A 22,926-nucleotide genomic window follows, 5' to 3' on the forward strand; every position below is an offset into this window, starting at 1 on the left:
AACTGTCTCGACAACAGCCAGTGTTCAGAGGCCACGAGCCCCTACCCCGCAGGCAGAGACCGCGTGTCGTGCCCGGTCAAGATCGAAGAGCCGGTATGCGTTCCGTCCGAGGATGGCGTTCGACAAGAACCGGAAACAGGTTTATACCGGGTTCTTGCCTGCGGTGTCCCCGGACAAGCTGACCGAGATGAGCCGCAAGCTTGCGGCCTGGCGGATCCATCGGCGCACCAATCAGACACTCAGCGAAATCGCACGGTGGCTGAACCCGGTCCTGCGGGGCTGGTTCAACTACTTCACCGTGTTCTACCCGAGCAGGGTGAAACCCCTCTGCGAGCGCATCGACCGCCATCTGATGCGCTGGGCGCAATGGAAGTACGAGCGATTCAAACGCAGTGACAAGAAGGCGCGGCAATGGTTGAAGGCCGTCCGGGAACGGGCGCCTCGGCTGTTCGCGCACTGGGAACTACGGTATTGACCTGAAGGTTGGACGGCACGAGCCGGATGAATCGAGAGGTTCACGTCCGGATCTGTGGGGGCGGGCAGGTGCGATTCCTGCCCGCTACCCGGCAACTGAGCCTCGCTGTAGGGGTTGTCGTTGGAGGTGTGCGGCCGGGAGTGGGTCTTGGTCACGCCGAGGTCGGCGAGCAGGAACGCGACCGGCTTGGATGCCATCGAGGAGCCGTTGTCGGCGTGCAGGGTCAGCTGATCGGCCTCGATGCCGTGCTTGGTGATGGTGTCGGCGAGCAGCTTCTCGGCCAGTGCGGCCGACTCGTGTTCGGCGATCAGCCAGCCGACCACGTAGCGGCTGTAGATGTCGATTATCACGTAGAGGTAGTAGTACGACCACTTCGCCGGGCCGTGCAGCTTGGTGATGTCCCACGACCAGCACATGTTCGGTTTCGTGGCCACCAGCTCGGGCTTCACCCGGGCCGGATGCACCGCGTGGCGGCGCCGTTCGTGGACCTCGTCGTGGTCGCGCAGGATCCGGTACATCGTCGAGATCGACGCCAGGTAGACACCGTTGTCGAGCAGTTCGTGGTAGACCGCCGCCGGCGCCTTGTCGACATGCTCTTCGCTGTTGAGCGCCGCCCGCACCTCGGCACGCTCGGCCGCGCCCAGCGCCCGCGGCTGCGGCTTGGGTTCGCGTGGTGGCCTCGCCGGGGCCGGGCTCTTGCGGTGCCGGCGGTAGTGGTTGGCCTGAGCCCGGCCGGCCGCGGCACACGCCTTGCGGGTGCCGACCAGCGGGGTGAGTTCGGTGATCGCGTCGTCGATCATGGCGTGGGCTCGCTCCCGCTGGTCGGGCTGCCGGTCGCGAGCTGACCCAACAGCGCGGAGAGCTTTCCCTGCACATCGATGACCTTCTGCGCCTTGTCCAGCTCGGCCCGCAGCCGCTCGTTCTCCTTGCGCAGCTTGGTGTTCTCCCGCTCGCGGGGATCGGCCGACGGGCGGCCCGCCGGCTGCGCCAGCGCCGCCAACGCGCCCTTGTCCCGCTGGTCTCGCCACGCCGAGATCAGCGACGAGTACAGGCCTTCCCGCCGCAGCAGGGCCCCCTTGCCGGCCTTGTCCAACTGCTCGTACTCGTCCAGGATCCTGGCCTTGTAAGACGCCGAGTACCTTCGCGTCCGTGCCCTCGCCGGAACCTCCGGATCAGGCACCTGCTCATTGGTCGAACTCACTGTAGAACTGGACTCCTCGCTCGCCCTCAGCACACTGTTTCAAGATCGAATGTTGCCTCACACAACCTTGACACAGAGGGCCTGCCGGTAGCAGCCGTCTACTGCGACGTTGTCGTCACAGAAAAGCAGTGGGCCCACCGGATGCGGCAAGGCAAGGTCCCCGAACGCTACTCGACCCGCGTGCTTTCGAATGTAAGCGACACCGTCGACGTGATCGTTTCAGCGTCGCTTGCCTGACTGCACTCGGCCGTCATCAACCTATTTGATGGTTCCGCTCACGCCGCGCAGACCGCGCGGAGGAGACGCGTCATACCGCCGTTTCAGGCCAAAGCCCACTGCGCCGATACGCTGGGCGGCATGACGGACGATCTGGTTCCACGAGTGGCAGAACTGCGTCGAGACGCCCAGAAGGTCCTCGATCACGCGACCGAAGCCGAAGAGCACCTCAAGCGAGGGGACCTGCAAGCGCTCGCGGATGTCGTTGGGCTCCTCGACTACCCACTTGGCGACGTTCGTCGCGACGCGGATGGCGTCCTAGCGACTCTTCATCAGAGCGGCATCCACCCCGGCAGCGGCGACTGACTGTCGAGGCTGTCTTGCGGCTAGTACGTGCTGTCGCAACGCGATGAACCGCCGCGAACCACTAGTTCTGGCGGGCGGTTAGGACCTGCGTGTTACGCCGCGAGTGACGATCTGTCGCTCCTACGCTGCTACGCGACATGCCGATGACGAACGTCCGCACATGCCGCTGTCCGCGCGGTCTGCCGATGTCCGGGAACCATCAGGCCCGGAAGGTCTGGCCCTTCGGGCGGCCATGCCGGATCTGTTCGAGTGACCAAGGGTCGTCGGAGTAGTCGTCGAATGCGTATCCGCCCTCGGCTAGGAGACGCTCAACAAGGTCACGCATCTCGGCTTGGTAGTCCCCGCGACCGGAAAGACGAACCTCGACCCAGCTCCCCGCGAGTTCATCCCTCACCTGCCGCAGGGCGTCCACCTCGGACGCGGAGAACGAGCCCTCGTCCTCCAACGCGTGGATTAGGTCTTGCGCAGATTCGTACTGGGTCAAACTGACCTCAAGCCGTCGATCGGCAACCCCGAACCATTCCGACCCTGCACGGTCACCCATGTTATCGAGCAGGACGTCAGCCGACGCAGATCCATGCCCTGGGAACACCTGCACCGACCTCATGGCGACAGTGTCTCAGCCGCGGACCCAGGCGTCCGCACATTGCCGCTCATGGTGAAGGTCCCGTGGGGGTTAACGGCATAGGCCGTGCCTCCGGCAATGAGGGATGCAGCACTCGCATTCGGGCCCGGCCGTCTCCGGTGTAGTTGTCACCACGCCGACTGTCCTGCGGTTGGCAGCTGCGGCGTACCTGGCGCGATTCAAGGGCCAGTCGCGAATCCATACCGAGTCGGACTTGAGGGGCTACCTGATCTGGTGCGAAGCACGCGGGCTCGACCCGCTCGCCGCGACGCGCCCTCACGTCGAGCTCTATGTCCGCTGGCTCCAAGAGGTGCGGCAGTACCGGCCCTCGACCGTTCACGCCGGATGTCGGTGGTCGCCGGGTTCTACCGCACCTGCGTCATCGACGGCACTCTCGAACACTCGCCAGCTGATTACGTGCGTCGACCCAACGTGCCGGCCGAGTCCCCGACCCTGGGGCTGACCCACCTGCAGTTCGAGGCTGTACTCACAGCCGCCAGAGAGTCGACCAACCGGTACGACTTCGCTCTGGTCACCATGCTGGGACTACTCGGCCTGCGGATCTTCGAGGCCACCGGAAGCAACATCGATGACCTCGGCGAAGAACACGGACACCGCGTGCTGCGCGTCTGCGGCAAGGGCGGCAAGGTCGTCCTCGTCCCGCTCCCACCGGCCGTGAGCCGCGCCATCGAGCGGGCCATCGACGACCGCGTCACCGGACCGATTCTGCTGACCCGGCGCGCGACTCCGATGGACCGTCACTGTGCCACCCGGCGGCTGCGGCGTCTCGCCGAGGCAGCCGGCGTGAGGCTGCCACGCATCCACCCGCACATGCTGCGACACACCTTCGTTACCACGATGCTCGATGCCGGCGTCGACCTGCGGGACGTACAGATCGCTGCCCGCCACGCCGACCCCCCGGACGACCATGCGCTACGACCGCGCCCGCAAGAACCTCGACCGACACCCCAACTACATCCTGGCCGCCTACATGGCCTCCGGCACCTGACCAAACCAACCGGTCGTGCCGAAGTGCGGTAATCCCCCGGTAGTGCCGTGTCACTTTCGGCACTACCCGATTCAGTCATTGTTGGTCATGGCCTCACGCAGTCGGCTGCGCAGGAACATGACGCCGGGGTCGTCACCACCGAAGGCGTTTTCGGAGGACTCGATTCTGGTCCGGGCCGCCTCGAAGTTTCCTTGGGCGATCTCCATCAGGGTGCGCCCCTCCCCGCCCGGCGCCGACGGGACAGCCGTCGACGGCGCTCCGCAGCCCGTCGTCGTCGAGGCTGGCAGCGACCCTTGGGATGGCCTGCGTTTCCAGGACCATCCACACGAAGGCGCCCACCTCCAGCGGGTCATCCTCGCTCGTGATTGTGAAGTTCGCGACCTCGTCGAACCAGTCGTGGTCCAGCGCGTAAGAGGGGCGCTTCGAGAGTGGTGCTCGCCCGGTACCTTCCTGAAATTCCTGCAGATACTGTGAGGCCACGCCAATGTGCACGTGGAAGGTGCGCACCTGCGCGGCGGAGCGGCGATGGTTGCCGGAGAGAATCACGCTCCCTACATGGCCGGTCGTGCCGTGCAGGTAGTACTTGCCGGATCCTCCTCGCCAGCCTCGTTCCCGCAGCGCGGGCGTAACGCATTCCTTGAGCATGCGTCGGTACTGGTCCTGGGCGGTCATGGCGGGGAGTCTATGGGCCCTTCTGGACATCAGACCACGCGCTCAGAGCACCGCCGGACCTACCACTCGCCGCGCGGTGTAAGGGCTAGCCGGGCCGCGACCCGTACCGCCCCATGGTGCACACTCATCTGCGCCGACCGTAAAGGTGCGGAGCTGCCGAATTGAGGACGTCAGTTCAGAACGTTGGGCCGGCCGAGAGAAAGTCCGTCTTTGGGAAGCCAATCTTGCGCATCCGCGCTGGGGAGAACACGACCATGATCTCGTCGGCGGGTACGAAGACGCGTTCGAGGTCTGGCCAATCAGGCATCGCCGCAACGATCCAGACAGGCCCAGCCTCGAAGTCGAGCCGCAGCGCGATCGGAACTGTGTACGTCTTCGGCTCCGACACGAGCTGGTTGTCACCGAGGCGACGGGCTGGTCCGACCTCGATGTCCTCCCAGAAGGTGGCCGTCCCCAGCACGGGCGAGCCTACGCGTGATCGCCAGTGTCGATGGTCCTCGACTCGCCATCCCTCCGGCCCGTCCGGCCCCAGCATGAGGTGGTTCGCGAGGGGCTCGCGAAAGACCTCGACGCCGTATGGGAAGAACGTGTCCGTCCACAGAATGCACAGCGGCCCGCTCTCTGTCTCGACTTCTAGTCCCATGACCGCGTGGTGCCAGTCGCCGTAGTCCCAGGAGCGAGGAGTTGTGCCGTAGTTGTGGATGTCCCAATACGTCACTCCGACGATCCGCCGCCCAACGAGAGCTGCGGTCTTCTGCTCGTAGAGTCTGCGCGCTTCTATTGCGTCATCGGTCTGTGGCACGACGTCGATGATCCCGCACGGAGCTCACGGAGCCCATGGAGACGGGAGACTTGCTCTGAGTGAGAACGTCCGCTCATGCCGCCGACAGGTAAACACAGGGACGTGCCGAGATCCGTCGGACTCCGGGCGCCGTTCGACGAGGCGACAGCCGGAGCCTGTCCGGCTTCGCGACAAGGTTGTGCCGGCGGCAGGAACTCGCCGTGCGTGGCGGGTGGCTGCATGATGCACAGGACCAACTAGCCGACGGTTGACCACCAGCTGGTAGCGATTCTTCGGCGCCACATCGATCCGGTTACTCGGCTGGCTGGATTCGAGTGGCAGGAAGCGTCGGCGACCAAAGATAACGACGGCGGGCAAGTCCAGACCCTCCCCTACCACGCCGATCCCGTGGACTTCGACCATCTGCCGCCGGCAGTGAAGCACTCGCACCGTCGTTTGGACAGACGTGGACGCGAGTAGCCTGGGCGACATGGCAGTGGAGTCCACGATGGTGCCGCTGGGTACGTCGATGCCCGAGTTCGCGCTCACCGACGTGAACGGCCACCAGGTCGAGAGCACGGACCTGGCGGGCAGGCCGGCCCTAGTGATGTTCCTGTGCAACCACTGTCCCTATGTCCGGCACGTCGAGACTCGGCTCGGTGAGGTGCTGCACGAGTTCGCCGATCTTCCGGCGGTGGGGATCTGCTCCAACGACGCGGTTGCCTATCGCGACGACGCACCGGAGAGGCTCGCCGAGCAGGCCCGGCGCGCTGACTGGCGATTCCGCTACCTGGTGGATACCACCCAGGAGGTCGGCCGGTCGATTGGGGCCGCGTGCACCCCGGACTTCTTCCTGTACGACGCGCACGGCCGGCTGGCCTACCGTGGCGCGTTCGACGCCTCGACCCCGGGCAACCTCGTCCCGGTGACGGGCGATCTGCTCACCGCCGCGATTCGGCACGTGCTGGCTCACGAGCCGGTGCCCGAGCCACACCGGCCCAGTATGGGCTGCTCCATAAAGTGGCGCGCGTGACCCTGGATCCGCCAACGCGGTCTGCTTGACGAACAGTCAGCCATGACCGTCGTTGCCGTGGTCGACGTACACCCCGGCGGTAACGTCCCACCCCGCATCGGTAGATCCTGTGGTGAGCCGACTCGGCGGCCCTCACAAACAACTGTCACCGACGGCCAGCGGCGGTGAGTGGTCTCCGGCCGCGCTCTCGATCCCGAGGATCTCGCAGTCGAGTGCCAGACGACACGGTCGCGACCGGCCACGTGAGGACGTCAATCGCGTGAGGCCGACAACGGTCGGTGTTGCTACACCAACTGCTACAGCGCCCAGGTGTGTTGAGTGGAGAGCGGTCGGATCCGCGACCAATTTCGCACCCGCCGGGCAGCGCCCTCGCGGTAGGGTCGAGGCAGGATCGGATCGACCGTATCTGGAGCATCGGTGAGGTTTGCCGCCATCTCCGCGCTCGGCCACGACGGGTTGCTCCGTGACCACAACGAGGACAGTCTCGTCGTCGGCCCGTGGACTATCTGCGCGTCCGCGACCCTCGTCCCGGAGACGCTCATGTTCCCGATCGGGCCGCCGCTGGTGGTCGCGGTCGCGGACGGGCTCGGCGCCCATCCGGCCGGGGCACTGGCCAGCACGTTGGTGGTCCAGCAACTGGCCCGGGTTGGGCCGCGCCTGGCTGACGAGCGGTCCCTGCGCTCGGCGATCGACGACTGCAACAAGCGGGTCTATGAGGCGGCTGGCCGCGATCCGCGCCGCATCACCATGGGAACGACCGTCGCTGGTGTCGTTCTGACCGGTGACTCGGTGTTTGTCTTCAACGTGGGGGACAGCCGCGTGTACGCCTGGAACGGGTTGGAGCTGTCGCGCCTGAGCATCGACGACAGTCCTCCGTTGCAGCCCGGACAGACACACACGACGATCGTTACGCAGACGCTCGGCGGATATCCGTCGTACAAGGGAATCGACACGCATGTCAGCATCCGCCCGCTGAACGACGCCGAACGATACCTGGTCTGCTCCGACGGGCTGAGCGACGTTGTCGACGACAGGATGATCAGACGGCTGCTGAGCGATCACCGGGGCGGCAAGGCAGCATTCGAGTTGTGGAAGGCGGCGATCGCCGGCGGTGCCCCGGACAACATCACGCTGGCCTTGGTGGAGCTCGAACGCTAGCAAGTACGGCGCCTTTGGGGCTAGCCCGCTCTGGCGCAACGGCCCCTGCTCGACTCCCGACCAGGGCCGAACCCGCTGCGAACGGCCCCGCAAGGCGCCGCCGCTCGGCGGCGAGCTTGAGCGCCACATCGAGGTCGGAGGCGTCGATGATCCAGAAGCCGCCGAGGTACTTCTCGTTTCCAACGTGGGTGGGTCTTGGCCATACGGCTGGAACCGGTCGGTCGTCTAGTGCGGCACCGATGTCACGTGCTTCAGTCGGCGTACTGCGGGCGTCCGGCCGGCCGGTAGACCTGGATCGTTACGCCCTTCGAGTCGACTCGCGAGTCGAGCAGGTCTAGCGCTGTGTCCGGGCCGGCGTTGGGGAACAGCCGCGTGCCCTGGCCGAGGACCACGGGGACGATGAGCAGGTTGATCTCGTCGACGAGGTCGTTTTCGAGCAGCCAGCGGATCAGGGCACCGCTGCCGTGCACATGCAGCTCACCCGCCGGCTTGGCTTTCAGCTCGCCGATGGCCGCCGCGAGGTCACCGGAGACGACGGTCGTGTTCGCCCAGCGCGGTTCGGTGAGCGTGGTCGATGCGAGGTACTTGGCCCTCGTGTTCAAGGCAGCTGCGATCTGGTGGTTGCCCTGATCTTCCGCCGCGGCGCGAGCCCGCTCCTCCGCGCCGCTCACCCCTGCTACGAACACCTCTGCCCCGATCCGACACTGCCTCCCGCATTTCTTCTGAGGGTTTCCTGGTACGCCGGTTGTCAGCGATCCGACCGCGCGACGGGTTCGGGGCGACTGCGCTCCAGTTCCTCAATGTGCGCGTCCAGTGCGGACGAGCTCTGGGACCAGATCGATCGCGAAGACCCTGACTAGTCGTCCGCACATGCCGCGATCCGCGCTCATGCCGACGACAGGGCGCTTCCCACCTAGTGCGGCGCTCACGGCAGACAAGGACGTCTGCCGTATCCGCTCGGACCTGCCGATCGTCACGAAGGGGTCTCATGCAAGAGCGTGCGCCCACTATGGGCGATACAGAATCGCGATTGCCCGCAGGTCAGAAGCTGTAGCCGAGGCGAGACGATGAAGCGATGCGACGTCGTCCTGCCATGGTTCACGTGGCGCGTCGTAGTCCGCGGCCTTCGGGTTGAGCCACCACGCGCCGGCAGGAAACTGGCCACCGAGCTCGTTCAAGTCGGCCTGCGAGAAACCCTCAACCTGTAGGCGCCGCGCTCTTGCGGCCCTTGCTCGAAACAACTCAGCAGCACGCAGGTCAGCGTGCGCTGCGAAGGCATCGGCCAGCCGCCCACAGAGCAGCTCGAAGTCGACTAGTTGGGCCTCACGATCCTCAGCCGTGAACACGCTGCGTGGCAGTTGCGCATCTCCCATCCGGACATTGTCCCGCGAGACGCGACCTGCGTGGCGATGGCTGGGGCGCGCCTTTATGGTGGAGCGATGGCGTCGGTCAAGCAGTTCCAAGTCACCTTCGACTGCGCGGAACCTGAGCGCGTCGCTCGTTTCTGGTGTGAGGTGTTGGGGTACGTCGTACCGCCGCCACCGGAGGGGTTTGCAAGTTGGGACGATTTCGATCGCGCGCTGCCGCCTGAGGATCAGGGTTCAGCGTTCGCATGCGTTGATCCCTCAGGTGTGGGCCCGCGACTGTTCTTCCAGCGCGTTCCCGAAGGCAAGGTCGTCAAGAATCGGGTGCATCTTGACGTGCGGGTCGGCACCGGGCTCGTGGGTGAAGAGCGCCTGGCAGCACTCGAGGCCGAATGCGCACGACTGATCCCGCTCGGCGCGGTACGCGTGCGACTACTGGTTGCCGATGGCGTCAACGAGTCGTGCCTCGTGATGCAGGACATCGAGGGCAACGAGTTCTGTCTCGACTGAGTGGCCGGCTTCGATTCGGCGTACCAGGCGCGGGCCCGAACGTGAACCGTCGGACTTCCCGCGCCACCACTGCTCCACCTCGTCACGATCGCGTTGGTCGTCGTCTGCGGCTGGATCGCAGTGTGGCTCTCCGCCCTCGGCCACGCCAGTCGAAACGTTCGCTCCACTCACAACCGGCGTACCAGAAAGTCCTCGAAAGAAGTCCGGGAGGTGGTGTCGGATCGGGGCAGAGGTGTTCGTAGAAGGGGTGAGCGGCCGCCCACGGGGGCGCCCCAAAGGGACGAACCCAGCGAGAAAGGATCTGCGACCCATGAAACGGACGACCATGACGCAAGTCACCGTCGACGGAGTGATGCAGGGAAACGGCGGCGCGTCGGATGAGGACCGCAGGAACGGGTTCGTGCGCGGCGGACGCCGGCCCGGACATTGCGCTGGATCTGGTCGACTCGCGAGCCGACTCGAAGGGCGTAACGATCCAGGTCTACCGGCCGGCCGGACGCCCGCAGTATGCAACCGACTGAAGCACCTGACATGAGGAAAGCGACCGCTAACCTGCTTCCTGAGCTGCACTCGAATCGGGAGACATCTTGAGGCTTCTTCTCACGTCCGCGGGCGTCAAGAACACGAGCATCCACGACGCGCTGGTCGACCTCCTGGGCAAACCGATCGCGGAGTGCAACGCCCTCTGCATCCCCACCGCGATGTACGGGCATCCCAACGTCGGTCCAGGTGCGGGGGTATGGCGTTTCATCAGCGGACGATCCGCCGAGCCCATGTGCGAGCTGGGGTGGAAGTCCTTGGGAGTGCTGGAGCTCACCGCGCTGCCCAGCATCGATGAGGAGCACTGGGTCCCCAAGGTCCGCGAGACAGACGTCCTGCTGGTGTCGGGCGGAGACGCCCTGTACCTGTACCACTGGATGCGGCAGTCCGGGTTGGCGGACCTCATGCCAACACTGAGCGAGACGGTCTACGTCGGGCTGAGCGCGGGGAGCATGGTGATGACCCCCCGCATCGGGGAGGACTTCGTCGGGTGGAAGCCGCCCGCCGGTGGTGACGACAGTACGGTGGGGGTGGTCGACTTCTCGATCTTCCCGCATCTGGATCACGAGATGCTGCCGGAGAACACCATGGCCGACGCGGAGAGCTGGGCGGCCGGCATCCCCGGTCCGGCGTACGCGATCGATGATTACACCGCCATCAAGGTGACCGACGGCACCGTCGAGGTCATCTCCGAGGGGCACTGGAGGCTCTTTCCCCACGGAGCATGACCCCGGCCCTCGATGGCCAGGGTCGTCTCGGACACGAGCACCGTGCGAGAGCGGGCGCCTGCACCCCGGCCTTGCCTATCGCGGGCTCGCATCCGGCGGCGCCCGTGGTTCAAACGCTGGTCCGAACAGATGCAGGTGCGGGCCGAGTACCCTGACCTGGATCGGACTAGCTGGCATCTCACTCTCTGGAGAACCACATGCGCGGCAACGGTATCGGCGCGTGCCCGCTCCGCGCCCATGTCGATCCGCGCCTCTTGCGATTCAGCGCCGGGGCCACAGCGAGCGTGCTCGCGGTCGTGATGCTCATCGTTGACGTTGCTCGACCATTGGGTCTCGGCCTGCTCGCCTCCCAGGTCGCCGTGTTTGCGTTCACCGCGTTCGTGAGTTTTCAGTGGTCGTTGTGGGCGCAGATCTTCGCCCGTGTCATCTGGCCGCGGATCGGAGCGCCGGCCGAGTTGGAGGATGCTCGGCCGCCGAGATTCGCCCAATTCGTCGGCTTCGTGTTCACCGCTCTGGCGCTGACCACCTTTGCACTCGGCGTCGATGTCGCTGGCTACGGCCTCACCGCTGTCGCCTTCGGCGTGGCAGCCCTCAACGCATCCACCGGGCTGTGTTTGGGCTGCAAGGCCTACCATCTGATCCGCCGACTGAAACCGGCCTGAGTCTGGTCGACCGCGATCAGGACGCCGGTTGTTTAGAAGTTGATCATGTGGCCTTCTAGGCCGTGGAAGGCTTCCTGCAGCGCCTCGGAGAGGGTGGGGTGGGCGTGGACGTTGCGGGCCAGTTCCTTGGTGGTGAGGTCCCACTTCTGGGCCAGGGTGAGCTCGGGGAGGAGCTCGGTGACCTCGGGACCGATCAGGTGGGCGCCGAGCAGTTCGCCGTACTTGGCGTCGCTGATCACCTTGACGAAGCCGGTCGGGTCGCCGAGGCCGTGCGCCTTGCCGTTCGCGGTGAACGGGAACTTGGCGACCTTGACGTCGTACCCCTTCTCCCGAGCCTGCTCCTCGGTGTATCCGAAGCTGGCCACCTGCGGCTGGCAGAAGGTGGCCCGCGGGATCATCACGTGGTCGAGCTCCATCGTCTCGACTCCGGCGATCGTCTCGGCCGCGATCACGGCCTGCGCCTCGGCGGCGTGGGCGAGCATCAGCTTCGCGTTCACGTCGCCGATGGCGAAGATGTTCGCCACGTTGGTGCGCAGCAAGCCGTCGGCTTCGATCGCGCCGCGCTCGGTCAGCTTGACGCCAATCTTGTCCAGACCGTAGCCGTCGACGCGCGGCTGGAAGCCGATCGCCTGCAGCACCTTGTCGGCCTCCAGCACCTGCTGGTTGCCGTCCTTGCCGGTGACGGTCACCTTGACCGTCGAGCCGGAGTCGTCGATCGAGTCGACCCGGGTGGACGTGAGCACGTCGACGCCGAGCTTCTTGTAGGCCTTCGCCAGTTCCTTGGAGACCTCGACGTCCTCGAGCGGGACCATCCGGTCCAGGAACTCGACGATGGTCGTCTTCACCCCGTAGTTGGCCAGCACGTAGGCGAACTCGACGCCGATGGCGCCGGCTCCCGCGATGATGATGCTGCCCGGCAGTTCCTCGGTGAGGATCTGCTCCTCGTATGTCACCACGCGCTCGCTCAGCTGGGTGCCCGGCAGCAGCTTGGTGGTGGCGCCGGTGGCGATGATGCAGTTGTCGAAGGTGACGGTCTCGGACTGACCGTCGTTCAGCGCGACGTCGAGGGTGTTCGCGTCGACGAAGCTGCCCCAGCCGTCGAACTCGGTGATGTTGTTCTTCTTCATCAGGAAGTGCACGCCCTTGACGCGGCCGTCGGCCACCTTGCGGCTGCGCTGCACCGCCGTCGGGAAGTCGAAGCTCACCTCGCCGCTGATGCCGAAGGTCTTCGCCTCCTTGCGGAAGATGTGCGCCAGCTCGGCGTTGCGCAACAGCGCCTTGGACGGGATGCAGCCCACGTTCAGGCAGACACCGCCCCAGTACTTCTTCTCGATGATGGCGGTCTTGAGCCCGAGCTGGGCAGCGCGGATCGCCGCGACGTACCCACCCGGACCTGCGCCGAGGACAACAACGTCAAAGTGCGAGGCCATGCGATGAACTTTAGTGGGTCACGCCAGTACTCCGCGCCAGTGGTCGCCCTCGTGATCACGCCTGTGACGGCGGTCACCCGCGGCGGGTGTGTCCTGGCTCATCGTCACGATCCGTGACCAGGGCTTTCGCCGGGCCCGCCCGGCGCTTACGCTTGGCACGCGCGGGGGCCGTCCTCCTTCGTGCGTGCGTGAGGCGACGGGCAATGGGGGCTGGATGAGGAACAAGCGTGCGGTGCGGTTCGCCGCGCTCGGCGCAGTGCTGGCGGCGGTCGCCGTCGCACTACCCGCGTACGCCGATCCGACGCCGCCGCCACCGGCCTCGGTGACGGATGTGAAGCGTTCGCTCCAGCAGCTCCAGGCCGAGGCCGCCGCGATCCAGGCCGACTTCGCCAAGGCGACCATCGCCTACACCAACGCCCTGAACCAGGCCCAGACCGCCGAAGCGGCCGCGAAGAAGGCCGAGCAGTTCGCCGCCAGCTCGAAGTCCAAGTCCGACGTCGAGCGCCGCAAACTCGGCCTGCTCACCGCCCAGGCGTACCAGCTCGGCATCCCGACCGTGATGGGCGCCGAGTCGATGCTGTGGTCCCTCGCGCCGATCGCGGAGAACCTGCAGGAGATCGCCGACCGCCAGACCGCGATCAACCAGCTCGGCAGCTACCAGGTCGCGCAGTACGAGGCGGCCACCGCCGCGGAGAACGCAGCCGGTACAGCAGCTGCGGACGCGACCACCAAACGCGCCGCCGCCGACAAGGCCGCGGCCACCGCCCGCCAGCTCAACCAGGAACTGCAGGAGAAGGCGGCCAACGCGTCGATGACCATGGAAGGCCAGCTGGCCGACCTGGCCGGTGCCACCCAGCTGTCGCAGCAGTTGCAGACCACCCGCAACCAGCAGGCCCTGTCCCGCTGGCAGACGTACCTCGCCGAGCTCACAGCCGCCGGCGTGAAGGCACCAGCCGCCAGCGCGATCCGGAACCCGGCCAAGCTCCCCGCCGGCCTCAAACCGCTCACCGCCGCGGGGCAGACCGTTGCGGGCACGGCCAGCGTGGTCGATGGCGGCCGCACGGTCCGGATCCTGTCGGCCGAGACCATCCGCGCCGTCAACCAGGCCTTCGCGCTGATCGGCAAGCCGTACGGCATCGCCGCGACCGGCCCGAACAAGTACGGCTGCCTCGGCGCCGCCCGGACGGCCTGGCAGCCCTACACGACGCTGCCGAACCTCGTCGGCAAGGTCTACCCGAACTACCAGCAAGTCCCAGCCGCCTCAGTCCAGCCAGGCGACTTGCTGGTCATGGGCACCAAGTCGGTCGGCCTCTACCACATCGGCATCGCCCTCGACGGTGGCGAGATGATCGCGGCCGACGAGGCCAAGGGATCCGTCGTCGTCACCACCGTCCCCGACAGCCTGTACGCCGCCCTCCGCCCGACCCTCGGCCGCCCGGCGAAGGCGCAGGTGGCCCCGGTCGCAACGTCCGAGGCGTACGCCTTCCGCTGCGGCAACACCGCCACGTCGTACGAGGTCGGCGACGGCGCGTGGACCTGGCCGCTGGCCGACGGAACCTACGAGATCGGGACGCCGTTCGGACAGCCCGGGGCACTCTGGTCGAGCGGATTCCACACCGGCCAGGACTTCCCGGCCGCGATCGGTACGCCGGTCCGCGCGGTCACCGCCGGCACCGTGACGGTCGAGCACCCGGCCTGGGCCGGCAACCTGGTCCGGATCGACCACGGCAACGGCCTGGAAACCGTGTACGCGCACCTCAGCTCGATCACCGTTGCCAATGGCGCCCAAGTACAGGCCGGACAAGAGATCGGAGCCGTCGGCAACGAAGGCAACTCGACCGGACCACACCTGCACTTCGAGGTCCGGCTCGGCGGTGATCCGGTGAACCCGATGCCGTTCCTGGCCACCGGTGGGACCAGTCTCGGCTGGGGCGGCTACAGCAACGGCATGATCCCCGCCTCGAAGCTGTGCGGCCTCGGCAACGGCCACCTGCTCCGCTGCGACGCAGCCGCGGCGTACGTGCGCCTGGCCGCCGCGTACAAGGATCGCTTCGGCAAGACGATCTGCATCACGGACTCCTACCGCTCGTACGCGTCCCAGGTCGACTTGTACGGCCGCAAGCCGTCCCTGGCCGCACTGCCCGGTACGTCGAACCACGGCTGGGGCATCGCGATCGACCTGTGCGGTGGCGTCGACAAGTTCGGCACGGCGCAGTACCAGTGGATGGTTCAGAACGCGGCCGCCTTCGGCTGGGTCCACCCGGCCTGGGCCAAGCAGGGCGGCAGCCGCGAGGAGCCCTGGCACTGGGAGTTCGGCCGGCCTAACAGCGCATGAGCACAACGTCAGGGCCAGAATCAGGGAAGGGCCAGGGATCCACGCTCCCCGGAAGCGGCCCGGACGGCACGTACGCTGGTGAGGTGGCCGAGCAAACCAGTCCCGACCGCACGGATCTCAGTCCTGACCGTACGGACGACAACATCACGCTGGACGCCCAGGACGATCGCTGGGAGTGGCGGCGGAAGATCCGCGCGAACCCACGCAAGCACCTGATCTACCGGATCGGGGTCGGCGTGGTCGGGGGCCTGCTCGTGATCGCGGCGCCGCTCACCGGCTGGCTGCCCGGACCGGGTGGGATCCCACTGCTGATCGCGGGTCTGGCCGTGCTGTCCACCGAGTTCGAGTGGGCCCAGCGAGTGCTGCTTCGGGTCAAGGTGTGGGTGCACGTCCTCACCACCTGGACCGGTAAGCAACCGGCCTGGCTGAAGGCGCTCGGCACGCTCGCGCTGTTTCTCTGTGTGCTGGTCGCGATCTGGCTCTACCTGGCCGTCCTCGGCGTCCCCGGCTGGCTGCCGGACTCGTGGGAGTCGTTCCTGCACAAGCTGCCACTCCTGAAGTGACCAGCCGTCACGCAGGAGCGCTGACGGCGTAGTTCTTGATCGCCACCTGGTTGCTGAGCTTCTCGCCGAGCTTGAGCATTCCGTTGAGCAGGATGGGCGTGTTCATCATCCGGTTCCGCGTGGCGATGCCGAACTGGGTGCCTGGGGCAAGGAACTTCCCGGTCCGGTTGCCGCCCTGCTGGGTACCGCGGACCGGTTTGCGGAGCTGACTCTCGTACGCCGCGAACGCGTCCGCGTGGTTCCGCCGGGTGGCGAGTTCTCCGGCCAGGATGTAGGCGGCCACGATCGCCGTACCGGTCCCCATCCCGCCGACGGTCGCGCCGTACCCGGCATCACCGACGAGTGCCACCCGGCCGACGGACCAGCGGTCGATGTCCACCCGGCTGATCGAGTCGAAATACAGATCGGTCGCGCCGGCGAGTCCGTCGAGCAACCGGGGCACGTGCCAGCCGAGCCCGGCGAACTGTGAGCGGATGATCGCGTGCTGGGCGTCCAGGTCGCGGCGGCCGTAGGTCAGCTCGGGTGACTTGAAGATCACCATCGCACCGGCCTTGCTCAGGTCCCGCTGGTCCACACCGACGCTCGCGAGCTTGCCCGGCACGTTGTACATCAGCGTGTCCCGCTCGTCGCCGTACTCGTTCGGCACGTCCCAGCCCGCGATGTAGTACCCGAGGTGACTCACGTAATCGCGCTCTGGGCCGAACGCCAGCCGGCGCACGATCGAGTGCAACCCGTCGGCACCGAACACCAGGTCGTACGTCTCCTCGACCCCGCTCTCGAAGGTCACCTCCACCCCGCCACCGTGTTCAATTCCTTCCCCACCCCACCGCCCCGGTCGCTGCTCCAACCGAGCGATCGAGTCACCGAACCGGTACGCCGCCCGCTCGCGACCGTGCTCGTACAGGATCCGGGACAAGTCCGACCGCGACACCTCCACCTCTCCCCCGGCGAACTCGGCCGGGAGCCGCATCAGCCGCCGGCCCGACTCGTCGACCCATCGCATCGGGTTGCCGCCGGTCTGCACCGCCTTCAGATCGTCGAGCACACCCATCCGATCGAGCACCGTCAGGTTCGCCGGACCGCGGAAGTCGACCGCGTACCCGCCTTCGCGGAGCGCCGGGGCCAGCTCGACCACGGTCACGTCGTACCCGTACTGACCCAGCCAGTAGGCCAGTGCCGGACCGGCCACACTCGCGCCGGAAATCAGGACCTTCTTCATGCTGAGTCTCCTCGATCGAGTTAACTGCGTCCACTGGACACAATAACGTGTATGGTAGACACAGTTCCACTGGAACGACAACGCAGGGAGCCCGATGTCCGACCTGCTGTGGAACCGGCAGCCACCGCCGAGCCGGGGACCGAAACCGGCCCTGACCCTCGACGGCATCGCCTCCGCCGGGATCGTGATCGCCGACGCCGAGGGACTCGACGCGGTCTCGATGCAGCGGGTCGCGGCCGACCTGAACTTCACCAAGATGGCGCTCTACCGATACGTCCCGGGCAAGGCCGAACTGGTCGCGGTGATGAGCGACCAGGCCATGGGCGCACCGCCCGACCAGCCCAAGAAGCCGTGGCGCGAGGCGCTCGAAACCTGGGCGAACGACCTCTACCGGGGGTTCGAGCGCCACCCCTGGCTGCTGCTCTCGACGGTCGGCCGGCGGCTGATCGGCCCCAATGAGCTGACCTGGACCGACCGCGGCCTCCAAGCGACGGCCGGCACCGGGCTCAACGGCGGCGAGCAACTCGACGCGATCGTGGTCATCACCGGCCACGTGCGGACGATCGCCCAGCAGTCGCTCACCATGCCGGGCGGAACCGTCGGCGTGACCGCGGAACAGATCACCAAGACCTTGATCGACGCCGTCACCAGCGATCCCGACCGCTTCCCCGGACTGGCGGCCGCGCTGCCCACCCTCGGCGAGAACCAGAACGAGGGCTTCAACTTCGGGCTGCAGCGGATCCTTGACGGTCTCGAGGTCTTGGTCGCGCGGCGCGCGAAACGCTGAACCGGGCCCGGTAGTTCGACGCGCTCAGGCCGTAGTGCGACTTGAACCGGCGGGCGAAGTAGTTCTGGTCCGGCCAGCCGACCGCTTCGCCGATCCGGTTGATCGGCTCGTCGGTGTGCAGCAGGCGGTCGGCCGCCAGCTCGACCCGGTGCCGGGACAGGTACGCCATCGGCGGCAGCCCGGTGGCCGACTTGAAGAGCCGGACCAGATACCCCGGAACCAGGTGCAGCTCGTCGGCCAGCTCGGTCAGCGTCCACTGGTACTCGGGCTGGGCCTCCATCATCCGCATCGCATCGAGCACCGCCGGATGCGTGTGCCCGGCTCCACCTGACGTGCCGCCCTCGACGGCCCGCGCCAGAGTGCTGAGAAACAGGGACAGCCTGCCGACGATGTCACCCCGATGCAGGCTCACCGGAAGATCGCGGAGCTGCTCCAATCCGTCGAGGTGGCCGAGGAGCTCGGCGAAGGTCTCGCCGCCGACATGCGTGGCGAGGATGCCCCGGCGCTGGGCCGAGAACGGTCCGGTCCAAAGCAGGTAGCCCAGCAGTGGATCCTCGCGGGTCCAGGCGAGTTCCCGCCGCATCAGCTCCGCCGAGAAGCAGCAGTTGTAGACCTCCAGAGACCGGCAGTCCTCGTACCCGTGCCAGACGCCCGGCCGGAGCAGGATCACGTCGCCGACGACCAGCTTCTGCCGGCCCGCGAGACTCTCGTGAAACCCCTGTCCGCCGACAACGACGGCCACCTCGAAGAAGCTGTGGGTGTGCACGGGATGGCTGTTCTCGTGCACATATCGCCCGGCGAAGGCGAGCGTGCCGTCGACGAAGTGCAGCAGCGTGCGGGTGGCCACGACCGGCGGATCGTCCATGCTCCAACATACGAGCCGAAGTGCATTTTGTGCTACCACGAGTGCACTGCGGGCTATGCCGCGACCAGCAACGGCCCCAAGATCGGGGAACAGGCGAAACCTTCCCGCCACCACCCCGTAACAACTCGACCCCGACCAACCGCAGCCATCCGATGAATCGTTTCAGTCTCGTCTGGAGTGCACATGCCGCGACCCGTAGCACCCGTCCAGCTTCGCTTCGAGCACCGCACAGACCCCGGCCCGGTGCTGGGAATCGGGACCGCCGTCCCCCGATTGTCCTGGCAGCTCCCGACCGCCGACGCCGGCTACCGGCAGACGGCGTACGAGGTGGAGATCGTCCGTGGTGACGCAGCGCCTGAGCTGGTCGCCGTCGAATCCGTCGATCAAGTGCTGGTGCCCTGGCCCGGTACGCCGCTGAGCTCGCGGGAGTCGGCCGCCGTCCGAGTCCGGGTTCGCGGTGAGGGCGACTGGAGTGAGTGGAGCGAGCCGGCCACGGTTGAGGCCGGCTTGCTCAATGCGGAGGACTGGACGGCCCAGTTCGTGAGCCCGCACGAGATCGGTGGTCTCAACGCCCCCGCTCCCCTGCTCAGTGGAGTCGTCGAGCTTCCCGCCGATATCGTCCGCGCTCGCCTCTACGCGACTGCGCATGGGATCTACGAGGCCGAGCTGAACGGTCGCCGGGTGGGTGACGAGCAACTCGCGCCCGGCTGGACGGCGTACCAGCAGCGGCTGCGGTATCAGACGTACGACGTGACCGAGCTGGTCGAGGCCGGCGAGAACAAGCTGGAATTCCTGCTCGGCAACGGGTGGTACCGCGGCCGGCTCGGCTTCCAAGGCAAGCAGGCCCTGTACGGCGACCGGCTGGCCGTGCTCGCGCAACTGGAGGTCACCACCGCCGACGGCGAGGTCAAGGTGCTCGCCAGCGACGGGACCTGGACCGCCCGCGAGAGTGCCGTGACCGCCGACGACCTGTACGACGGCCAGAGCGTCGACCTCCGCCGCGAAGCCGGTGCGGTGAGCCCGGTCGACGTCGTGGAAGCTGATCTCGGTCTACTGGTCGCACCAGATGGACCGCCGGTTCGGGTGACCGATGTTCTTCCGGTCCAGACCGTGACCACCTCACCCGCTGGCAAGACCCTGGTGGACTTCGGCCAGAACGTCGTCGGGCGTCTTCGGCTCCGGGTCCGCGGCGGCAGCGAGGGCGACGAGATCGTCCTGCGCCACGCGGAGGTCCTGGAGAACGGCGAACTCGGCGTCCGCCCGCTGCGCACCGCCAAGGCGACCGACACGTTCATCCTCGCCGGAACCGACGAGGTGACGCTCGAGCCGACGCTGACCTTCCACGGATTCCGGTACGCCGAGATCACCGGTGTCGCCGACCTGCGCGCCGAGGATGTCGAAGCGGTCGTGGTCGGCTCGGATCTGCGCCGCACCGGGTGGTTCGACTCCTCGCACAACCTGCTGAACCGCTTCCACGAGAACGTCGTCTGGGGTATGCGCGGCAACTTCGTCGACGTGCCGACCGACTGCCCGCAGCGCGATGAGCGGCTCGGCTGGACCGGTGACATCCAGGTCTTCTCCCCCAGCGCGAGCTTCCTCTTCGACAGCGCCGGGTTCCTGACCAACTGGCTCGCCGATCTCGCGGTCGAGCAGCAGAAGGACGGCTCGGTGCCGTTCGTGATCCCGGACGTGATCCGCCAGCAGGGTCCGGCGACCGCCGCTTGGGGTGACGCGGCAACGATCGTGCCCTGGGTGCTCTACGAACGCACGGGTGACGCCGGTCTGCTCGCGCGGCAGCTGCCGAGTATGCGGGCCTGGGTCGACCGGATGGCCGATCTCGCCGGCGACGACCTGCTCTGGTCCGGTGGTTTCCAGTTCGGTGACTGGCTCGACCCGACCGCACCGCCCGAGAACCCGTTCCAGGCCAAGGCGGATCACGATGTCGTCGCGACCGCGCACCTGGCCCGGTCGGCTGAGGTCGTCGCGCTGGCGGCCGAGGTGGTCGGTGACGGCGAGCTGGTCCGTGAGTACGCCGCACTGGCTGAGCGGGTGCGGGCGGCGTTCGCGAAGGAGTATGCGACCGAAGGTGGTCGCGTGCTGAGTGATGCGGCGACCACCTATGCGTTGGCGTTACAGTGGGCGCTGCTGCCGACCGAGGAGCAGCGGAAGCGAGCGGGGCAACGGCTGGCGGATCTGGTCCGTACGTCCGGCTTCCGGATCAGCACCGGGTTCGTGGGGACGCCGCTGATCACGGACGCGTTGACCGATGCCGGTGAGCCCGATCTCGCCTACCGGTTGCTGTTGCAGACCGGCTGCCCGTCCTGGCTGTACTCCGTGACGATGGGCGCCACCACCGTCTGGGAACGCTGGGACAGCATGCTTCCCGACGGCAGCATCAACCCCGGCCAGATGACGTCGTTCAACCACTACGCACTCGGTGCCGTGGCGGACTGGATGCACCGCCGAGTCGCCGGCCTGGCCGCCGCGGCACCGGGGTACCGACGGCTCGTCATCCGGCCCGAGGTCAACGCGCGACTCACTCACGCCGAGGCCCGCCACCTCACGCCGTACGGCGAGGCGTCGGTCTCGTGGAAGCGGGCGGACGGGCAGCTGCAGTTGACCGTCACGGTCCCGGTCGGTGCGACGGCTGAAGTCCACGTGCCGGGCGGCGGCGAGCCCGTTGAAGTTGCCCACGGCAAGCACGAGTGGACGGTGCCGGACCCGGTCGCGACCGCGACGCCATTGGCCGCGGATCCCACCATCCGGCAGTTGATGGACCACGAACCGACCTGGAACGCACTCGTCGCAGCAGCTCAGGACGCCGGCGTCGTCGGCCAGTCGGCCGTTGTCTTCGGCGATGACGGCACCCCGGTCGACGCCGATCTGCACCTCGCGCGCCGGGTGCAGCGATACCTGGACGAGCCGGCCGGCCAGTTCGCGGAGGTCGCCACCGGCTGGGGTCGCGGCCCGGGCACGGAAGCTCTCCAGGCCCGCATCGACACCCTGCTCCGGCAGCCATGAACATCCCCGGCCCGAACACCCCCTGGAGGTCACGATGAGGATCGGAACACGTTCGACAGCACTGGCCGTCTTCGCGGCAGGCACACTCATACTGAGCGCCTGCAGCGCCGGCAGTCTCGGCTCCAGCGACGAGGGAGGGTCCGGCTCGGTCAGCATCACCTATCTGACGACCAACCAGGACCAGGACGTCAAGGAGGCCGAGCAACTCGCCAAGGACTTCACCGCGAAGAACCCCGGCATCACGGTCAAGGTCGAAACCCGCCCGGGCGGTACCGAGGGCGACAACATCATCAAGACCCGGCTGTCGACCGGCGACATGGTCGACGTGTTCAACTACAACACCGGGTCGCTGTTCCAGGCGATCGCGCCGCCGAAGAATCTCCTCCCGATCGACGACCAGCCCTACATCGGTGACCTGGACGAGAACTTCAAGAAGACCGTGACCGCCGACGGGAAGGTGTACGGCGCACCGGTCGGCGGCTTCATGGGCGGTGCGGTCCTCTACAGCATCCCGGTCTACACCAAGCTCGGCCTGAAGGTGCCGACGACCTGGTCCGAGTTCATGGCCAACAACGCCAAGATCAAGGCGTCCGGGGACGGGGTCGCGCCGGTGATCCAGACCTACGGCGAGACCTGGACATCGCAGCTGTTCGTCCTCGGCGACTTCCACAACGTTTCCGCGGCCGAGCCGGACTTCGCCGACAAGTACACCAAGAACGAGGCGAAGTACGCGACGTCGCCGGCCGCGGTGAAGGGGTTCGAGCACACCCAGCAGGTGCACGACCTCGGCTACGAGAACAAGGACTTCGCCTCGGCCAAGCTGCCGGACGGCCTCAAGATGCTTGCCACCGGCAAGGGTGCGCACTACCCGATCCTGTCCGGTGTGGTCGCCAACATGATCGCCACCTACCCGGACGCGGCCAAGACCGTCGGACTGTTCGCGCTGCCTGGTGACGACGCGGCCAAGAACGGCCTGACCCTATGGACGCCGGGCGGCCTCTACATCCCGACGACCACCACGGGTGACAAGCTGGAGGCGGCCAAGAAGTTCCTGGCCTTCGTCGCCAGCCCCGACGGCTGCAAGTCACAGTCCACGGCGGGTGCGCCGACCGGTCCGTACGCCGTCAAGGGTTGTGAACTGCCGGCCGACGTACCGCAGGCCATCAAGGACATGCAGCCATACCTCGACAAGCCGGGGGCGTCCAGCCTGGCGCTGGAGTTCCTGTCGCCGGTGAAGGGCCCCTCGCTGGAGCAGATCACCGTCGAGGTCGGGTCCGGCATCCGCAAGGCGAAGGACGGCGCGGCCCGGTACGACGAGGACGTCAAGAAGCAGGCGCAACAGCTCGGACTGGCGGGTTGGTGAAGT

The 22,926-nt window shown here is 67.0% G+C and carries 23 protein-coding genes and 1 pseudogene; 14 read left to right on the top strand and 10 right to left on the bottom strand.

Annotated features, from left to right (window positions below; translation table 11 throughout):
- Positions 1–187: 187 nt before the first annotated feature.
- Positions 188–355, top strand: a pseudogene (locus EV643_RS46910) (group II intron maturase-specific domain-containing protein); the annotation flags it as partial.
- On the opposite strand, the gene EV643_RS44870 reads toward EV643_RS46910, so the two are convergent.
- On the bottom strand, positions 304–1,275 hold the full coding sequence (locus EV643_RS44870; RefSeq protein WP_133801156.1) for a DDE-type integrase/transposase/recombinase: 972 nt from the start codon (positions 1,273–1,275) through the stop codon (positions 304–306). The pseudogene EV643_RS46910 and the gene EV643_RS44870 sit on opposite strands and share 52 nt — an antisense overlap.
- Entirely contained in the window at positions 1,272–1,676 is a 405-nt protein-coding gene (locus EV643_RS17465) for a transposase (protein WP_202869595.1), read from the bottom strand. The genes EV643_RS44870 and EV643_RS17465 overlap by 4 nt, the downstream gene beginning before the upstream one ends.
- 357 nt (positions 1,677–2,033) lie before the next feature.
- Here EV643_RS17465 and EV643_RS17470 point away from each other — a divergent pair, with 357 nt between their 5' ends.
- Positions 2,034–2,258 carry a hypothetical protein gene (locus tag EV643_RS17470; protein ID WP_133801157.1) on the top strand — a complete coding sequence of 75 codons (225 nt, stop codon included), beginning with the start codon at positions 2,034–2,036 and terminating at the stop codon, positions 2,256–2,258.
- 199 nt (positions 2,259–2,457) lie between these two features.
- Here EV643_RS17470 and EV643_RS17475 read toward each other — a convergent pair whose 3' ends face one another.
- Positions 2,458–2,802 carry a hypothetical protein gene (locus EV643_RS17475; protein WP_133801158.1) on the bottom strand — a complete coding sequence of 115 codons (345 nt, stop codon included), beginning with the start codon at positions 2,800–2,802 and terminating at the stop codon, positions 2,458–2,460.
- A 426-nt stretch (positions 2,803–3,228) separates the two neighbouring features.
- On the opposite strand from EV643_RS17475, the gene EV643_RS17480 reads away from it, so the two are divergent.
- Positions 3,229–3,924 (top strand): tyrosine-type recombinase/integrase, encoded by a 696-nt coding sequence (locus EV643_RS17480; RefSeq protein ID WP_202869596.1) that lies wholly within the window; start codon positions 3,229–3,231, stop codon positions 3,922–3,924.
- A 100-nt stretch (positions 3,925–4,024) separates the two neighbouring features.
- On the opposite strand, the gene EV643_RS17485 is transcribed toward EV643_RS17480, so the two are convergent.
- Positions 4,025–4,564 carry a hypothetical protein gene (locus EV643_RS17485; RefSeq protein ID WP_133801159.1) on the bottom strand — a complete coding sequence of 180 codons (540 nt, stop codon included), beginning with the start codon at positions 4,562–4,564 and terminating at the stop codon, positions 4,025–4,027.
- Between the two features lie 175 nt (positions 4,565–4,739).
- Positions 4,740–5,366: a hypothetical protein gene (locus tag EV643_RS17490; protein ID WP_238165642.1), complete on the bottom strand. Its 627-nt coding sequence runs from the start codon at positions 5,364–5,366 to the stop codon at positions 4,740–4,742.
- Positions 5,367–5,835: 469 nt separating this feature from the next.
- Between EV643_RS17490 and EV643_RS17495 the strand changes: the two genes are divergently transcribed.
- Both EV643_RS17495 and EV643_RS17500 read left to right on the top strand, forming a co-directional pair.
- Positions 5,836–6,378: a thioredoxin family protein gene (locus EV643_RS17495; RefSeq protein WP_133801160.1), complete on the top strand. Its 543-nt coding sequence runs from the start codon at positions 5,836–5,838 to the stop codon at positions 6,376–6,378.
- A 417-nt stretch (positions 6,379–6,795) separates the two neighbouring features.
- The gene (locus EV643_RS17500; protein WP_133801161.1) at positions 6,796–7,536 is read left to right on the top strand and encodes a PP2C family protein-serine/threonine phosphatase; all 741 of its coding nucleotides are present in this window, start codon (positions 6,796–6,798) and stop codon (positions 7,534–7,536) included.
- 251 nt (positions 7,537–7,787) lie between these two features.
- Here the strand turns inward: EV643_RS17500 and EV643_RS17505 are convergent, their stop codons facing one another.
- Both EV643_RS17505 and EV643_RS17510 read right to left on the bottom strand, forming a co-directional pair.
- Entirely contained in the window at positions 7,788–8,207 is a 420-nt protein-coding gene (locus tag EV643_RS17505; RefSeq protein WP_238165643.1) for a dihydrofolate reductase family protein, read from the bottom strand.
- A gap of 336 nt (positions 8,208–8,543) precedes the next feature.
- Entirely contained in the window at positions 8,544–8,909 is a 366-nt protein-coding gene (locus tag EV643_RS17510; RefSeq protein WP_133801163.1) for a hypothetical protein, read from the bottom strand.
- Positions 8,910–8,975: 66 nt separating this feature from the next.
- On the opposite strand from EV643_RS17510, the gene EV643_RS17515 reads away from it, so the two are divergent.
- The 4 genes from EV643_RS17515 to EV643_RS17530 all read left to right on the top strand — a co-directional run bounded on the left by EV643_RS17515 (position 8,976) and on the right by EV643_RS17530 (position 11,340).
- Complete coding sequence (locus EV643_RS17515) at positions 8,976–9,410, top strand: VOC family protein (RefSeq protein WP_133801164.1); 435 nt, start codon at positions 8,976–8,978, stop codon at positions 9,408–9,410.
- A 377-nt stretch (positions 9,411–9,787) separates the two neighbouring features.
- A complete protein-coding gene (locus tag EV643_RS17520; protein ID WP_202869597.1) occupies positions 9,788–9,931 on the top strand; it encodes a hypothetical protein in 144 nt (47 codons plus the stop codon).
- Between the two features lie 66 nt (positions 9,932–9,997).
- Positions 9,998–10,678 carry a Type 1 glutamine amidotransferase-like domain-containing protein gene (locus EV643_RS17525; RefSeq protein WP_133801165.1) on the top strand — a complete coding sequence of 227 codons (681 nt, stop codon included), beginning with the start codon at positions 9,998–10,000 and terminating at the stop codon, positions 10,676–10,678.
- 197 nt (positions 10,679–10,875) lie between these two features.
- Positions 10,876–11,340: a DUF4395 domain-containing protein gene (locus EV643_RS17530; RefSeq protein ID WP_133801166.1), complete on the top strand. Its 465-nt coding sequence runs from the start codon at positions 10,876–10,878 to the stop codon at positions 11,338–11,340.
- A gap of 32 nt (positions 11,341–11,372) precedes the next feature.
- Here the strand turns inward: EV643_RS17530 and lpdA are convergent, their stop codons facing one another.
- Positions 11,373–12,770 (bottom strand): dihydrolipoyl dehydrogenase, encoded by a 1,398-nt coding sequence (gene lpdA, locus EV643_RS17535; RefSeq protein WP_133801167.1) that lies wholly within the window; start codon positions 12,768–12,770, stop codon positions 11,373–11,375.
- Positions 12,771–12,984: 214 nt separating this feature from the next.
- Between lpdA and EV643_RS17540 the strand changes: the two genes are divergently transcribed.
- Positions 12,985–15,105, top strand: a complete 2,121-nt coding sequence (locus EV643_RS17540; protein WP_133801168.1) for a peptidoglycan DD-metalloendopeptidase family protein — start codon at positions 12,985–12,987, stop codon at positions 15,103–15,105.
- An 83-nt stretch (positions 15,106–15,188) separates the two neighbouring features.
- On the top strand, positions 15,189–15,668 hold the full coding sequence (locus EV643_RS17545; RefSeq protein WP_238165644.1) for a PGPGW domain-containing protein: 480 nt from the start codon (positions 15,189–15,191) through the stop codon (positions 15,666–15,668).
- Positions 15,669–15,675: 7 nt separating this feature from the next.
- On the opposite strand, the gene EV643_RS17550 is transcribed toward EV643_RS17545, so the two are convergent.
- A complete protein-coding gene (locus EV643_RS17550; protein WP_133801170.1) occupies positions 15,676–16,887 on the bottom strand; it encodes an FAD-dependent monooxygenase in 1,212 nt (403 codons plus the stop codon).
- A 94-nt stretch (positions 16,888–16,981) separates the two neighbouring features.
- On the opposite strand from EV643_RS17550, the gene EV643_RS17555 reads away from it, so the two are divergent.
- Positions 16,982–17,674 (top strand): TetR/AcrR family transcriptional regulator, encoded by a 693-nt coding sequence (locus EV643_RS17555; RefSeq protein WP_133801171.1) that lies wholly within the window; start codon positions 16,982–16,984, stop codon positions 17,672–17,674.
- On the opposite strand, the gene EV643_RS17560 is transcribed toward EV643_RS17555, so the two are convergent.
- The gene (locus EV643_RS17560) at positions 17,607–18,539 is read right to left on the bottom strand and encodes an AraC family transcriptional regulator (protein WP_133801172.1); all 933 of its coding nucleotides are present in this window, start codon (positions 18,537–18,539) and stop codon (positions 17,607–17,609) included. The genes EV643_RS17555 and EV643_RS17560 overlap by 68 nt on opposite strands.
- Positions 18,540–18,722: 183 nt before the next feature.
- Here EV643_RS17560 and EV643_RS17565 point away from each other — a divergent pair, with 183 nt between their 5' ends.
- Positions 18,723–21,560, top strand: a complete 2,838-nt coding sequence (locus EV643_RS17565; RefSeq protein WP_133801173.1) for a glycoside hydrolase family 78 protein — start codon at positions 18,723–18,725, stop codon at positions 21,558–21,560.
- Between the two features lie 34 nt (positions 21,561–21,594).
- Entirely contained in the window at positions 21,595–22,923 is a 1,329-nt protein-coding gene (locus tag EV643_RS17570) for an ABC transporter substrate-binding protein (RefSeq protein WP_133801174.1), read from the top strand.
- Positions 22,924–22,926 lie beyond the last annotated feature (3 nt).

The organism is Kribbella caucasensis (assembly GCF_004361855.1).
Classification (GTDB): Bacteria; Actinomycetota; Actinomycetes; order Propionibacteriales; family Kribbellaceae; genus Kribbella; species Kribbella caucasensis.

Excerpts from the sequence above, each read along its gene's own strand:
- EV643_RS17520 (WP_202869597.1), top strand. The coding sequence starts at position 9,788 with ATGAGGACCGCAGGAACGGGTTCGTGCGCGGCGGACGCCGGCCCGGAC.
- EV643_RS17570 (WP_133801174.1), top strand. The coding sequence starts at position 21,595 with ATGAGGATCGGAACACGTTCGACAGCACTGGCCGTCTTCGCGGCAGGC.
- EV643_RS17540 (WP_133801168.1), top strand. The coding sequence starts at position 12,985 with ATGAGGAACAAGCGTGCGGTGCGGTTCGCCGCGCTCGGCGCAGTGCTG.
- EV643_RS17565 (WP_133801173.1), top strand. The coding sequence starts at position 18,723 with ATGCCGCGACCCGTAGCACCCGTCCAGCTTCGCTTCGAGCACCGCACA.
- EV643_RS17515 (WP_133801164.1), top strand. The coding sequence starts at position 8,976 with ATGGCGTCGGTCAAGCAGTTCCAAGTCACCTTCGACTGCGCGGAACCT.
- EV643_RS17550 (WP_133801170.1), bottom strand. The coding sequence starts at position 16,887 with ATGAAGAAGGTCCTGATTTCCGGCGCGAGTGTGGCCGGTCCGGCACTG.
- EV643_RS17475 (WP_133801158.1), bottom strand. The coding sequence starts at position 2,802 with ATGGGTGACCGTGCAGGGTCGGAATGGTTCGGGGTTGCCGATCGACGG.
- EV643_RS17480 (WP_202869596.1), top strand. The coding sequence starts at position 3,229 with ATGTCGGTGGTCGCCGGGTTCTACCGCACCTGCGTCATCGACGGCACT.
- EV643_RS17560 (WP_133801172.1), bottom strand. The coding sequence starts at position 18,539 with ATGGACGATCCGCCGGTCGTGGCCACCCGCACGCTGCTGCACTTCGTC.
- EV643_RS17470 (WP_133801157.1), top strand. The coding sequence starts at position 2,034 with ATGACGGACGATCTGGTTCCACGAGTGGCAGAACTGCGTCGAGACGCC.
- EV643_RS17510 (WP_133801163.1), bottom strand. The coding sequence starts at position 8,909 with ATGGGAGATGCGCAACTGCCACGCAGCGTGTTCACGGCTGAGGATCGT.
- EV643_RS17555 (WP_133801171.1), top strand. The coding sequence starts at position 16,982 with ATGTCCGACCTGCTGTGGAACCGGCAGCCACCGCCGAGCCGGGGACCG.
- EV643_RS17495 (WP_133801160.1), top strand. The coding sequence starts at position 5,836 with ATGGCAGTGGAGTCCACGATGGTGCCGCTGGGTACGTCGATGCCCGAG.
- EV643_RS17530 (WP_133801166.1), top strand. The coding sequence starts at position 10,876 with ATGCGCGGCAACGGTATCGGCGCGTGCCCGCTCCGCGCCCATGTCGAT.
- lpdA (WP_133801167.1), bottom strand. The coding sequence starts at position 12,770 with ATGGCCTCGCACTTTGACGTTGTTGTCCTCGGCGCAGGTCCGGGTGGG.
- EV643_RS44870 (WP_133801156.1), bottom strand. The coding sequence starts at position 1,275 with ATGATCGACGACGCGATCACCGAACTCACCCCGCTGGTCGGCACCCGC.
- EV643_RS17485 (WP_133801159.1), bottom strand. The coding sequence starts at position 4,564 with ATGACCGCCCAGGACCAGTACCGACGCATGCTCAAGGAATGCGTTACG.